Source organism: Pantoea deleyi (assembly GCF_022647325.1).
In the GTDB taxonomy this organism is placed as follows: domain Bacteria; phylum Pseudomonadota; class Gammaproteobacteria; order Enterobacterales; family Enterobacteriaceae; genus Pantoea; species Pantoea deleyi.
Genome location: NZ_CP071405.1, coordinates 1,583,002 through 1,596,631, shown reverse-complemented (window position 1 = coordinate 1,596,631; position 13,630 = coordinate 1,583,002). Strand labels below are relative to the sequence as shown.

Annotated in this window: 11 protein-coding genes; 3 read left to right on the top strand and 8 right to left on the bottom strand. The window is 62.5% G+C overall.

Annotation, left to right across the window (positions count from 1 at the left end):
- Positions 1-624 precede the first annotated feature (624 nt).
- Entirely contained in the window at positions 625-1,923 is a 1,299-nt protein-coding gene (locus J1C59_RS07420; RefSeq protein WP_211278756.1) for an NCS2 family permease, read from the bottom strand.
- 422 nt (positions 1,924-2,345) lie between these two features.
- On the opposite strand from J1C59_RS07420, the gene J1C59_RS07415 reads away from it, so the two are divergent.
- The gene (locus tag J1C59_RS07415) at positions 2,346-3,089 is read left to right on the top strand and encodes a response regulator (RefSeq protein WP_128086555.1); all 744 of its coding nucleotides are present in this window, start codon (positions 2,346-2,348) and stop codon (positions 3,087-3,089) included.
- A 33-nt stretch (positions 3,090-3,122) separates the two neighbouring features.
- On the opposite strand, the gene J1C59_RS07410 is transcribed toward J1C59_RS07415, so the two are convergent.
- Positions 3,123-3,854, bottom strand: coding sequence for an SDR family oxidoreductase (locus J1C59_RS07410; RefSeq protein ID WP_128086554.1), 732 nt, complete (start codon positions 3,852-3,854; stop codon positions 3,123-3,125).
- A 132-nt stretch (positions 3,855-3,986) separates the two neighbouring features.
- Between J1C59_RS07410 and J1C59_RS07405 the strand changes: the two genes are divergently transcribed.
- Positions 3,987-4,877, top strand: coding sequence for an AraC family transcriptional regulator (locus J1C59_RS07405; RefSeq protein WP_128086553.1), 891 nt, complete (start codon positions 3,987-3,989; stop codon positions 4,875-4,877).
- 17 nt (positions 4,878-4,894) lie between these two features.
- Here the strand turns inward: J1C59_RS07405 and J1C59_RS07400 are convergent, their stop codons facing one another.
- The 4 genes from J1C59_RS07400 to J1C59_RS07385 form a co-directional block, all read right to left on the bottom strand.
- The gene (locus tag J1C59_RS07400) at positions 4,895-5,578 is read right to left on the bottom strand and encodes a D-lyxose/D-mannose isomerase (RefSeq protein ID WP_140916948.1); all 684 of its coding nucleotides are present in this window, start codon (positions 5,576-5,578) and stop codon (positions 4,895-4,897) included.
- 43 nt (positions 5,579-5,621) lie between these two features.
- On the bottom strand, positions 5,622-6,560 hold the full coding sequence (locus J1C59_RS07395; RefSeq protein WP_140916947.1) for an ABC transporter substrate-binding protein: 939 nt from the start codon (positions 6,558-6,560) through the stop codon (positions 5,622-5,624).
- 89 nt (positions 6,561-6,649) lie between these two features.
- Positions 6,650-7,630: an ABC transporter permease subunit gene (locus J1C59_RS07390; protein WP_128086551.1), complete on the bottom strand. Its 981-nt coding sequence runs from the start codon at positions 7,628-7,630 to the stop codon at positions 6,650-6,652.
- Between the two features lie 10 nt (positions 7,631-7,640).
- Positions 7,641-9,155 carry a sugar ABC transporter ATP-binding protein gene (locus tag J1C59_RS07385; RefSeq protein ID WP_128086550.1) on the bottom strand — a complete coding sequence of 505 codons (1,515 nt, stop codon included), beginning with the start codon at positions 9,153-9,155 and terminating at the stop codon, positions 7,641-7,643.
- Positions 9,156-9,302: 147 nt separating this feature from the next.
- Here J1C59_RS07385 and J1C59_RS07380 point away from each other — a divergent pair, with 147 nt between their 5' ends.
- Positions 9,303-11,906 (top strand): ATP-binding protein, encoded by a 2,604-nt coding sequence (locus tag J1C59_RS07380; RefSeq protein WP_140916946.1) that lies wholly within the window; start codon positions 9,303-9,305, stop codon positions 11,904-11,906.
- On the opposite strand, the gene phnE (J1C59_RS07375) is transcribed toward J1C59_RS07380, so the two are convergent.
- Together phnE (J1C59_RS07375) and phnE (J1C59_RS07370) are read right to left on the bottom strand one after the other, a co-directional pair.
- On the bottom strand, positions 11,860-12,744 hold the full coding sequence (gene phnE / locus J1C59_RS07375) for a phosphonate ABC transporter, permease protein PhnE (protein WP_128086837.1): 885 nt from the start codon (positions 12,742-12,744) through the stop codon (positions 11,860-11,862). The two genes, J1C59_RS07380 and phnE (J1C59_RS07375), sit on opposite strands and share 47 nt — an antisense overlap.
- Complete coding sequence (gene phnE / locus J1C59_RS07370) at positions 12,741-13,601, bottom strand: phosphonate ABC transporter, permease protein PhnE (RefSeq protein ID WP_128086836.1); 861 nt, start codon at positions 13,599-13,601, stop codon at positions 12,741-12,743. Before phnE (J1C59_RS07370) ends, phnE (J1C59_RS07375) begins: the two co-directional genes overlap by 4 nt.
- Between the last annotated feature and the right edge of the window lie 29 nt (positions 13,602-13,630).

Here is a 13,630-nt window from a genome sequence, read left to right as displayed (position 1 = left end):
TGGCGGGCGAAACCGGTCAGCGTAAAACTACCGCCCCATTCGCGCAGCGAACACTCCCTCGCCTGGCGGGCTAAACCCGCTCAGCGCACACCCGCAGCCATGCGAAAACTATTCAGCGCCAGCACGATGTAAAGTGAAGCCACCCTGCGCTGCACCCAGCCTGGTATTCCCCGACACCAGCGGCCTGCAATGCCAGCAACCGGCAACAAATTTACCGGCGACGGTCTGTCAGAGGCGTCCGCAGCGCTGAGGAACAACCGGAGGCCAGGATGCGCCGACAGGACGTCGGCGAAAGGACGGCGCGAGCCAGGGATGGCGAGTCCGGACGGTCCGCAGGCCGCAGGGCGTGACGAGGGCACCCCGCGAAGCGGGGCGCGAAGGCAGCCGGACGCCGGGATTGTTAAGGGGCGGGCGTCCGCCCCTTAACGCGTCCGCCCGCACGGGCAAACTGAAACTCCCCGATGCCTGGCGGGCGAAACCGGTCAGCGTAAAACCACCGCTCCTTCGCGCAGCGAACACTCCCCGACGCCTGGCGGGCGAAACCCGCTCAGCGCACACCCGCTGCTATCCAGAAACCTGCTATTCGAAACCCGCTAAACACCCCGCCCTGCCTTAAGGCAACCATCAGGCACTCAGCCATCCCAGCTTAATCACGAACAGAATCGACAGGATCACCAGCGCTGCATTCACCTCTTTCGCGCGACCGCTCAGCAGCTTCACCAGCGTCCAGGTGATGAAACCAAACGCGATGCCGTTTGCGATTGAATAGGTCAGCGGCATGGTCAGCGCCGTCACGGTAACCGGCGCGGCGGTGGTGATATCTTTCCAGTCAATCTCGGCCAGACCTGATGCCATCAGCACCGCCACAAACAGCAGCGCAGGCGCGGTGGCATAGACCGGTACGCTTGACGCCAGCGGCGAGAAAAACAGCGCCAGCAGGAACAGTACAGCGACCACGATCGCCGTCAGGCCGGTCCGGCCACCCGCACTCACGCCCGCCGCCGATTCCACATAACTGGTGGTGGTCGAGGTGCCCAGCAGTGAACCAAACAGCGCAGCCGCACTGTCAGCAATCAGCGCACGGCCCATCTTTGGCACGTTACCCTGCTCATCCGCCAGTCCGGCACGTTTGGTCACGCCCAGCAGCGTACCGGTGTTATCGAACACGTCCACGAACAGGAAGGCAAAAATCACGCTGACCAGACCGACGTTGAACGCACCTGCGATATCGAGCTGCATAAAGGTTGGCGCAATCGACGGCGGCGCAGAGAAGACGCCGGCAAACGGCGTCAGGCCGATGCCCATCGAAATAAAGGTGACCAGCAGGATACCGATCAGCACCGCACCGGTTACGCGACGCGCTTCCAGCACCACGATGACGATGAAGCCCAGCATCGCCAGCAGCGGACCCGGTTTGGTCAGATCGCCAATGCCCACCAGCGTTGCCGGGTTATCAACAACAATGCCCGCGCCTTCCAGCGCGATAATCGCCAGAAACAGCCCGATACCCGCGCCAATCCCGGCGCGCAACGGCAGCGGAATACTGGTAATAATCCACTCACGGATTTTGAACAGCGACATCGCAAAGAAGATCACTGCCGAAAGGAATACGGCACCCAGTGCAACCTGCCACGTGTAGCCCATATGCAGCACTACGGTGTAGGTGAAAAACGCGTTCAGCCCCATGCCCGGTGCCAGCGCAATCGGGTAGTTGGCGATCAGGCCCATCAGCACACAGCCAATCGCCGCTGCCAGGCAGGTGGCGACAAATACCGCGCCCTTATCCATGCCGGTCGCGCCCAGAATGCTCGGGTTCACAAACAGAATATACGCCATCGCCAGGAAGGTGGTGATCCCGGCGATAATTTCGGTCCGGACCGTGGTGTTGTGCGCTTTGAGTTTGAATAGTTTTTCTAACATCATCATCTCTCGATACAGGAGACAGCCGTCTCTCTTGCCAAAGGGGTTTGCATGCTGATTATTCTGTTTCCGGGAAAGGGAGAGCGGCCGCTGCATACTGACAAGCCGATATCGCCTGACATCCGTGACTAACCCACTGCCAAAAGCAATTGCCATGCCATCTTCCGACGCAATCGATTACCTGGCAGGGCCGGAGAAGCCTGAGACAATTCCGAGCCAAAACGAGGCGCGATTATGGTGCAATGCACCGTTCCTGCGCAATCGTTTTCCTGCGGCGGATGAGCCCCCCCGGAAAACTCTGCGTCAGCGCACGCTTCTGCACTCTCACAGGCGAAGCTGGTCACGTTTCAGCACGCTCCCTGAGCAACCTTTTCTGGCCTGTGTAGACTCCTGAATTAACTCTTTCGCAACATTGAGGCCGCGCCATGAAGCCAGCGATTTTGGTGGTGGATGATGATCCTGCCGTCTGCGATGTCCTGCAGGATGCGTTAAGTGAACATCTGATGACGGTTTACCGCTGCCATCAGGGACGTGAGGCGCTGGCGATGCTCAGCGACCACCCGGACATTTCGCTGGTGATGCTGGATATGATGCTGCCCGACACCAACGGGCTGCTGGTGCTGCAGGAGCTTCACCGGCAGCGGCCGGAGCTGCTGGTGATTATGCTGACCGGCATGGGATCGGAAGCAGAGATGGTCGTGGGCCTGGAGATGGGCGCGGATGACTACATCGCGAAGCCCTTTAATCCCCGCGTGGTTGTGGCGCGTGCCAGAGCGGCCCTGCGCCGCAGCGAGCGGACGTCGCTGGCCGATCCCGGGCAGACAGGCTGGCGGTTTGGCGGCTGGCAACTGGATGACGGGCGCTGTCAGCTGTTTAATCCGCAGCGTGAACTGGTGCCGCTGACGCAGGGCGAATACAGCCTGCTGCGGGCGCTGGTTCGTCACGCCCGCAAGGTGCTCACCCGCGATCAGCTGCTGGAGCTGACCCATAGCGAGAGCCTTGATGTGTTTGACCGCACCATCGATGTGCTGATCATGCGGCTGCGGCGGAAAATCGAAACCAATCCCCATCAGCCGGATCTGATCCGCACGATTCGCGGGCTGGGCTATGTCTTTTCGGCTGATGTGGTCAGGCCGGAGATTGCGCCGCGCGCCAGCCAGATCGCCTGAATCAGCGCGGACCTGAACGCAACGGGCCCGTCGTTATTCCTCAAGCGTTCCACCCCAGGCGCGCGGCACCAGATCGGCATGCGCCTCCCCGCTTTCGATCACTTTCAGGATCTTTTCCGCGACCCGGTCGGGGGAATGCGCGAGGCCAGCCCCCTGCTGCGCCTGTGTCCTCGCTGCATCCTGCCCTGCTGATACAGACTGATAAAATTCCGTGTCGGTCATAAACGGATAAAGGGCAGACACCGTAATTCCGACGTCGGCCAGCTCCAGCCTGGCCACATCAGAGAGACCGTTAAGCCCTGCCCTGGAGCTGGTGTAGGCGGCCGAACCCGGATAGGTCGCCAGCGTCGCCCCGGAACTGATGTTGATAATGCACCCCGCGCCCTGCCGCCGCATCACAGGGATCACGGCCTGCATCATCATCAGCGGGGCAACCAGATTCAGATCGAGTAGCGCCCTGAACTGCGGAATAGCGATCTCTTCCACCGCCGCATAGAGCCCCTGCCCGGCATTATTGATGAGCACATCGATCCGGCCAAAGCGTGCCACACCCAGCCTGACGGCATGATCGATCTGATCAGACCGTGTCACATCGCAGGTGACCGGCAACGCGTTCGTGGATGCCCCGGCCAAAGCATCCAGACGCGCTTTGCGCCGCGCCAGTAAGATCACCCGCGCACCCGCCTCCAACGCTGCCCGCGCGGTGGCTTCCCCGATTCCCGACGAGGCGCCGGTAATCATGATCACGGACTCATTAATGTTCATCTCTTCTCCCGGCCATAAGCATTCAGAAAGCCAGCGTACTCCTCGGCGGATTGCACGGCGGCTGCAATCCTGCCTAATATTTGCCTGTTCCTGCTTTTCACCTTTTGGGCATGCGTGCCGGGGAGACCTGATATGACCCGGCTTGAAGCGTTAAGAGATGCGGTACTGACCCATGTGGCGGATGACCTGACGGCAACCGCGATTCCGCGTGTGGATCTTTATCGCGTCAGTCAGTCGATCGCCCTGCCACCAGCGATCTACCCGCCGTTCGTCAGCCTGATCCTCCAGGGTGAGAAAAGGCTTCAAGTGGGCAATCAGTCAATTCGCTATTGCGCAGGAGAGAGCTTTACCGCGTCGTGCGATCTGCCCGCCACGGGTGAAATCACCGGGGCCAGTCAAGCGTCCCCCTATCTGGCCGTACGTCTGACACTCGATTTCGCGACCATCCGCGATCTGCTTCAGCAGATGCCTGCACATTCCCCCTCCACGCTAACGCACGGCATCGCCGTCAATAAGGTGGAGGATGCGCTGGCGGATGCCTGGCTGCGGATGGTTCGCCTGCTGGCAAAACCGGATGAGTTGCGGGTGATGGCCCCGCTGGTGGAGCGGGAAATCCTCTTTCGGCTGTTACAGGAATCTCAGGGCGACCTGCTGCGCCAGGCGGCAGAGGTGAACGGCCACTTCACGAAGAGTCGTAAGGCACTGCTCTGGCTGCAAACTCACTACGCCACCGCCTGCCGCATGGAAGAACTGGCGGCGATCGCGGGCATGAGTCTCTCTGCTTTTCATCGCGGCTTTCGCGCCAGCACCGGCCTTTCTCCCTTGCAGTACCAGAAACAGCTCAGGCTCTATGCGGCGCGCAAAGCCCTGGCGCTGCGCCCGGGTAACGTCGCCGCCGTGGCAGCGGATGTGGGTTATCAGAGCCTGACGCAGTTCACGCGGGAATATACGCGCCTGTTCGGGCTGCCACCTGCCCGCAGCGTCAGAACAGTCAGTCCGAACGACACAACTGCGCCCCGATAAGCCCTTCGCCGGTCGGCTTAAAAAAAACCGTGCGAATAGTCATTACAGAGCAGCCAGCGCGGCGCTTCATCCTCGTCCAGCGGATTAAAACGGGCCAGCGGCGTCAGAAAGACGTTGTCATTTTCGTCATCGTTGGGCATCGACACCTCGCCCACCAGCACGTCGCCGTAGCCGCGCTCTCCCCAGAAACTGTGCCAGACGCCCGCCTCCAGCGTCACGCTCTCCCCCGGCGAGAGCCGCAGCTGTGAACCGGCCGCATGTGTCTGCCGCTGCCCGTCCAGCGACACCACCACCGGCGAGTCCGCCAGCCCTTTCCCTTGCCGGTTGTGCAGTTCGACGATCAGATTCCCGCCGCCGCGGTTGATAATGTCCTCCATCTTGCGCGGATGGTAATGCATCGGCGTGAGCTGCCCTTCGCGGACGTGCATGATCTTCTCGGCATAGGGTTTATGCCAGGGGCGTCCACCCGGCGAACCGTTGCGCAGGGTAAACAGCGTCAGTCCGGTCTGCAGAAAATCGTCCGCGCCAAAACTGGTGAGATCCCAGCCCAGCCGCAGCGCCAGAATCTCCTGCATCGCCTCCGGATCGCGGGTGCGCCACTGGCTCAGTCCATAGTCGGCCCACGGCGGCAGATGGACATCCTGCTGCCGAAAAAACTCGCGGGTCTGTTGCAGGTAGTGATTGACCGCTGAACGTTGCATGATCGCCTCCAGAGGGCGGCACCCGGCGGTGCCGCCGCGTCCCTTATTTCACCGTCCAGCCCTGATAGCTGCCGACGTTATCGCGATCGATCAGCTTCACGGGGATCAGTACCGGCTTATCCGGCGCCGGTTTGCCCTGCAGGATGTCATAACCGATCTCCACCGCTTTGGCTGCCATCACCTGCGGATCCTGGGCCGGTGTTGCCACGAACAGGGAGTTTTTGCGCTTCAGCGCCTCTTCACCGTCCGGCGAACCATCGACACCGACGATAAAGAATTCGCTGCGCTGCGCCTGTTTCGCCGCTAAATCGGCACCGATAGCCGTGGGGTCGTTGATTGCAAACACCGCATCGATTTTGGGATTCGCGGAAAGCAGTCCGGTCATCACCTCCAGTCCGCCTTCACGACTGCCTTTGGCGTTCTGGTTGTAAGAGAGCAGCTTGATCTCAGGATGGGTTTTCAGCTCGTTCATGCACCCTTCCACACGGTTCTGTACCGCCGAAACCGGGGGGCCGTTAATGATCACCACATTGCCTTTGGCCTTCAGGCGGTCCGAGATATATTTACAGGCCATCGCACCCGCCTGGGTGTTGTCGGAGGTGATGGTCGCGTTGGCGCCATCGGCCGCCACGTCCACCGCCACTACCACGATCCCGGCGTCACGCGCCCGCTTGACCGCCGGCGCGATCCCTTTGGAGTCCGCGGCGTTGAGGATAATCATGTCAACTTTCGCCGCAATAAAGTTGTCGATCTGGCCGACCTGCTGGCCGAGGTCGTAGCCGCTGGAGACCAGCGTCACGTTCACCTTATCGCCCGCCAGCTGACGCGCCTTCATCTCCGCGCCTTTGGTGATCTGCACGAAGAAGGGGTTAGCCAGATCGCCGACCGTGACGCCGATAGATTTAAGTTCTTTTGCCTGAGCCAGGCCGGAACTGAAGAGCGTTGCCGCCAGCAGCCCGGTTACAATCGGATTAAAACGCATAGACCTTCTCCTGCTGTTTTCAGAGTGCCAACCACTAAATGGCGTTTGGACCGGGCCGATGCCGCCTGGCGCATCCGCCCGGTTGAATTTCAGCTCACATGATGACGGGTACGGTATTTGTCGATCAGCACCGCGATGATGATCACCGCCCCCTTGATCACCAGTTGCCAGAAATAGGAGACGCCCATCAGCGTCATGCCGTTATTCAGCGTGGCAATAATCAGCGCGCCGATCAGGGTGCCGGTGATGGTGCCGATACCGCCGACAAAGCTGGTGCCGCCGAGGATCACCGCCGCAATCGCATCCAGCTCATAGCCGACGCCGAGGTTCCCGTTGGCGCTGTAGAGGCGCGAGGCGCTCATTAAGCCGCCCAGCCCCGACAGCAGGCCGCTCATGCCGTAGACAAACAGCAGCACGACACCCACCTTGATGCCGGTCAGTCGGGCAGCCTGGATATTGCCGCCGACCGCGTAGATATGGACGCCCAGCGTGGTGCGGCGCAGGATGAACCAGCAGATAGCGATGACCGCAAAGGCGATCACAATCAGCCACGGCACCGGCCCGAGATAGCCGTTGCCGATCCACTCGAAGTTAATATCGGAGTTGATCACCGTGGTGCCGTTCGCCAGCAGGTAGGCGGCGCCACGCAGGGCAGTGTAGGTGCCCAGCGTCACGATAAAGGGCGGCAGTCCGGCCCAGGCGACCAGGACGCCGTTGAACAGCCCCATGATCAGGCCCGCGCCCAGCGCCATCGGAATGGTCAGGGAGGCGAGCATGGGATCGAGCGACGCCACCAGCGCCACCACCGCCGTGGTGCCCAGCATCGACCCCACTGACAGGTCGATGCCGCCGGTCAGGATCACAAAGGTCATGCCCGCCGCCAGCACGATGTTGATCGACGCCTGACGGGTGATGTTGAGCAGGTTCGCCTCGGTAAAGAAATTGGGAGTGATAAAGCCAAACACCGCGACAATCAGGATAAGAATCGGCAGGATCCCCACCGTCTGCAGCAGATCGCCCATCAGGGCACGTTTCAGCGTCGGGGCTTTGGTGCGGGCCAGTTGAGTCATCGTGGTCTCCTTAAGTTTCGCTGGCTGACGCGCTGTGCGCACCGGTCGCCAGCGTCATAATATTTTCCTGACTGATGTGACTGCCCTCCAGCTCACCGACGATGGTGCCTTCATGCATCACGTAAACGCGGTCGCTCATCCCGACCACTTCCGGCAGCTCACTGGAGATCATCAGAATCGCCACGCCCTGCCGCGCCATCTGCTGCATCATCCGGTAGATCTCGCTTTTGGCCCCGACGTCCACGCCGCGGGTCGGCTCATCCAGGATCAGGATGCGCGGCCCAATCGCCACCCAGCGCGAGATCAGCAGCTTCTGCTGATTGCCGCCAGAGAGCCCGCCAGCCCGGACCTGAGCGTGCGGCACGCGGATATTGAGCGAGGCGATGGCTTCGCTGGCGATACTCTGGCCTTTGCGGCGGTTCAGCATTCCGTAACGGGCGTCCCGCTCCAGCGTCGCCATCACGATGTTCTCCTGGGCCGCCATCTCCAGAAACAGCCCCTGCTCTTTGCGGTTTTCGGTGAGGAAACCGATGCCGCGGGCAATCGCGTCGCGCGGCGACTGGATGGTCACCTTCTCGCCGTCGATCCAGATCTCGCCCTCTTTCGGCTTGTGAACCCCGAAGATCAGCTGCGCCAGTTCGCTGCGGCCAGCGCCTACCAGCCCGGCCAGCGCCACGATCTCTCCGGCCCGCACCGCCAGACTGCTGGGGTGCACTTTGCCGCCGTCGGTCAGATGATTGACCGCCAGCCGGATATCACCGAAAGCGATGGTGCGATCTTTGTTAAACAGGTCGCTAAGCGGCCGTCCCACCATCATCCGCACCAGCTCGCTGGCGTTGAGCTGCTCCCGCGTGAGGCTGCCGACATACTCCCCGTCGCGCAGGACGCTGACGCGGTCGGACAGTTCATACACCTCCGCCATACGGTGGCTGATGTAGATGATGGCCATGCCTTCACTGCGCAGCCGTTTGATCAGCGCAAAGAGCTGTTCGGTTTCCCGGTTGGAGAGCGCGGCGGTCGGCTCATCCATCACCAGAATGCGGCTGTTGCGCTGCAGCGCGCGGGCGATCTCTACCTGCTGCTGCTCGGCGATGCTCAGCCGGCTGACAAGATCCCAGGCGCTGAACTGCGCGCCGAGCCGATCGATCACCCGCTGCGCCTCTTCCGCCATCGCCCGTCGTCTGACCAGCCCGCCCGGCGCGATTTCGCTGCCCAGAAAGATGTTCTCCGCCACCGTCAGGTTGGGAGCCAGATTGATCTCCTGATAAATCAGGGTGATCCCGGCGGCCAGCGCCTCTTTCGGCCCTTTCAGGGCGTACGGCTGGCCCTCAATGAGAATTTCCCCGCTGCTGGCGGTATAGGCACCGGCCAGAATCTTCATTAACGTGCTTTTCCCTGCCCCGTTCTCGCCCATCAGCGCGTGGACCTCGCCGGGCCAGACCGTGAGATCGACGCCCTTCAGGGCATAAAAACTGCCGAAGCGCCGGGTAATCGCCCGCATTTCCAGTATGGGTCTGGCTGTCATCGCCTCGCTCCTGCCGACTGTGGATAGCCGCCAGTAAAGCAACGCCAGATAAACGGAAAATGTCAGCGGCCGTTCATATTTGTCATAAAGCGCGGCCTGACCGCTCCTATACTCGGCCCACTGTTGCCGTGATAAAGAGGTCGTGGGATGCAGCACAGTTATCCGTGGCAGGCCGGGGCGCGAGGGCGCCTGTTGCTGTTCAATCTGCTGGTGGTGCTGGTCACGCTGATGGTGAGCGTGGTGGCGATCGTGGGCTTCCGGCATGCCGGGACGATTCAGGAGCAGGCGCAGGCGCAGACGCTGGCCGACATGAACGGCAGCCTGGCGCTGGCGCGGGACACCGCTAATGTCGCGACGGCGGCGGTCCGGCTGTCGCAGGTGGTCGGGGCGCTGGAGTATCAGAGCGAATCGCAGCGGCTGCAGCAGAATCAGCAGGCGCTGCAGCAGTCGCTGAGCCTGCTGGCCAGCGCACCGCTGGCGGCCCGTCAGCCGGAGCGCCTCGCCCGGATCCGCGCCCGCAGCCTGATGCTGGAACAGACCATCAACCGCCTGCTGCTGACCGGCCATCAGCGCCATCTGCAGCGCAACACGATGCTGAGCGATCTCTGGCAGGCGCAGATTCTGCTCAGCCATATCGGCCTGCTGGTGCAGCGGGAGCAGCGGCCTCTGCCGGATGCCGCGCTGCGTGAGCAGACTGAGCGGCTGATTTCGATCGCGATCCGTACACCGTCGCCCATCGCAGTCATTGAGCAGCTTCAGCAGCTGATGACCGCATGGCGGGCCGTGCCGCTGGCTGGCGTAACCGGCGAGAAAGTCGGGCGACTGCTGGAGACGCAGCAGCGTCTGCTGCCGCTGGCGGAAGCGCTGGAGCAGAGCGACCTGGCGATCGCCTACGCCACCTACCGGATTAAAGCGCTGGTGGCGATGCTGAATGATGATATCAGCGCCTCGGTGCAGCAGGTGGCGCTGCAGAGCGAGGCACGGACGCTGGCCACCCACCGCGAGCTGGATTCGATCATCGGGTTTATCGCGCTGTTTGTGCTGCTGGCGCTGGCGATCACCGGCTATGCCGGGATCTATATCTACCGCAACCTCGGCTCGGGTCTCACGGCGATTGCCGGTGCGATGACGCGGCTGGCACAGGGTGAGCAGAACGTCAGCGTACCGGGGATACAGCGTCGTGATGAACTGGGCGAGCTGGCGCGGGCCTTTAACGTCTTTGCGCGAAATACCGCCTCGCTGGCGCACACCTCGCGGCTGCTGAAGGAGAAGAGTAATCAGCTGGAATCGACGTTTCTGGCGATGCGCGACGGCTTCGCCCTGTTCGACAACGGCGGTCAGCTGGTGGTCTGGAACGCTCAGTATGCGGAGCTGCTCGGCATTGCGCCGCGCGCGCTGCATCGCGGCGTTCACTATCAGCAGCTGCTGGCCCCGCTGGCGGTAGATCTGCACGATCCGGGGGAGCCGCAGGAGATCCGGCTGGCCGATGGCCGCACGCTGGAGCTGCGCTTCAGCCCGATTCCGCGCCGTGGCATGGTCAATACCGTGCTGGATCGCACCTCGCGGAAAACCCTGGAAGAGGCGCTGCAGCACAGCCAGAAGATGAAGGCGGTCGGGCAGCTCACCGGCGGGCTGGCGCACGATTTCAATAACCTGCTGGCGGTAATCATCGGCAGCCTGGCGCTTACGGAGGGCCAGCCGATGCCCGGCCCGCTGGCCAGCCGGATCGAGCGGGCGCGTCAGGCCGCCGATCGCGCTGCCCAGCTGACCCAGCGGCTGCTGGCCTTTTCGCGCAAGCAGGCCCTCTTTCCGCGTTCGGTGTCGGTGGTGACGCTGGTGGATAACCTGCAGGGGCTGCTACAGCACTCATTGCTGCCCGGACAGCAGCTGATCATTGATGCGCAGCGTCCCGGCTGGCCTGCCTGGATTGATGCCGGTCAGCTTGAGAATGCGCTGATGAATCTGGTGGTCAACGCACGGGATGCGATGCACCAGCAGAGTGGCGACATCCGGCTGCGCATCTGGAATCAGCGCCGGACAGAGGGCACCGAAAAGCGTGACCGCGTCACCATCGAGGTGATCGACCACGGCTGCGGCATGTCAGCCGCCGTTCGCGAGCAGGTGTTTGAGCCATTTTTCACCACCAAAGCGACCGGCAGCGGCAGCGGACTGGGGCTGTCGATGGTTTACGGTTTTGTGCGGCAGTCGGGCGGGCAGATCGAACTGGAAACCGCGCCCGGCCAGGGCACCACGGTCAGGCTGCTGCTGCCGCGCGCCGCGGAATCCGCCATAACGCCGGCGGTCGCCCCGCCCCCGCCTGCGCCCGCCGGGGTCGGCAGCAACCGGCTGGTGCTGGTGCTGGATGATGAACCGGCGGTGCGCCAGACCCTCTGCGAGCATCTGCATCAGCTGGGTTATCTGACGCTGGAGTGCGGTGACGGCGAAGAGGCGCTGGCGCTGCTGCGCCAGACCCCCGATATTGACCTGCTGATCAGCGACCTGATGCTGCCCGGCGAGATCAACGGCGCGGAGGTGATCCGCCAGGCGCAGCAGACCTGGCCGCAGCTGGCGACGCTGCTCATCAGCGGTCAGGATCTGCGCCACCAGCCGGTGACGCTGCCGCTGTGTGAACGGCTGGCGAAACCCTGGCAGCAGGCTCAGCTGGTGCAGGCGCTGCAGCGCGCCTGGCAGCGCAGCGAACGGCTTAATCGCGCGCAGCAGGCTGCCACAGTGGCACCGGCGTCCCGCTGATGTAGCGCTTACGCAGGCGGCTGGAGATCATATCCATCACCATCACCACCACCACCAGAATCAGCGTCAGGAACATCACCACATCCCAGTTCCACAACCGCATGTTTTCGGCATAGACCAGGCCGACCCCGCCCGCGCCGACGAAACCCAGTACCGCCGCCGAGCGGGTATTGGACTCAATCTGGTAGAGGCTCAGCGCCAGGAACTGCGGGAATGACTGGGTGAAGATGCCGAACCGGTGCTTCTGCAGGCTGTTGGCTCCGACAGCACTCAGCCCCCGCCCCGGCGAACGCTCCACCGCTTCGTGTCCTTCGGCGTAAAGCTTACCGAGCAGACCGACATCCTGCAGGATAATCGCGAGCACCCCGGCCAGCGGCCCCATCCCGACCGCCCGGACGAAGATCAGCCCCCAGATCGCCATGTCGATGCCGCGCAGCATGTCAAACAGACGCCGCATCAGGAACGCCAGCGGTTTGGCGGCGCGGTCGTGCATCACGTTTCGCGCCGCCAGAAACGACAGCGGCAGGGCCAGCAGCGAGGCGGTCAGCGTGCCGGCAAACACGATCCCCAGGGTGATGCCGACCTGCGACAGATAGTAGCCAAAGGGCCAGCTGGCGAACTCATGCCAGACAAACATCCGCAGAAAATAGCGCCCCAGCTGCTGGCAGCCCGCCAGCAGACGCGACCACTCCAGCCCGAACACCGAGAAGAAAAAGAGGTAGTAGAGCAGCACCGCCAGCGCGATCAGCGCCAGGCGACGCAGGTAGCGCGGCTGCGCGGCGAAGAGTGCGCGATGCTGCTGCTTCATCTGCGCGATATCGGGTACGTGGCTGATCATGCGCGTTCTCCTGTCACACGGCGACGAAGCTGGCCGGATAAGGTATCCAGCAGCGACACGACGATCAGGATCAGCAGCAGCGTGATGCTTACCTGATCGTAGCGATCCAGTTTGATATTGGTCATCAGCTCCTGACCGATGCCGCCTGCGCCCACCAGACCCAGAATGGTCGAGGAGCGGAAGTTAATCTCCAGTCGCATGAAGCTGTAGGAGAGAAAAACCGGCTTAACCTGCGGCCAGAAGGCGAAGCGCATCCGCTGCAGTTTGCTGGCCCCACAGGCCGCCAGACCGCGCACCGGCTTATCGGACGCCGACTCGATCGCCTCATAAAACAGTTTGGTCAGGCTGCCCACCGTGTGCAGCGCCAGCGCCAGGAAGCCGGGGATAGCGCCGATGCCAAACGCCATCACAAACATTACCGCCCATGCCAGCTCCGGCATGGTGCGCAGAAAGGCGACGAACGCACGAATCGCCAGCCGCACGCTGGCCGGTGTCTGCGTATTGTCGGCGGCGAAGAACGCCAGCACCAAAGCCACGCCCACCGCCACCAGGGTCGAGGCCAGCGCCAGCTGCAGCGTTTCCCAGATCAGCGGCAGCTGAATGGGTAAGCGGTAGCCCCAGTACGCCAGCGAGCCTTCGGTTTTACCGTCGGCAAACAGCAGCGGCAGGTGCAGCACCGGCAGGATCTCATGCAGATAGTCGAAGAAGTGCGGCAGCGACTGCCAGACGGTGAGCAGATTAAACTCGGCGACCTTGCCCGCCGCCAGATAGAGTGCCACCAGCAGCAGCGACCAGATCAGCGTGTCACGTTTCTGCTGACGGCGGATGCGCTGGTAGTAGTGTTCGAATTCGCTCAAAGGGGGATCTCCGGCACAAAAGCAGCGGG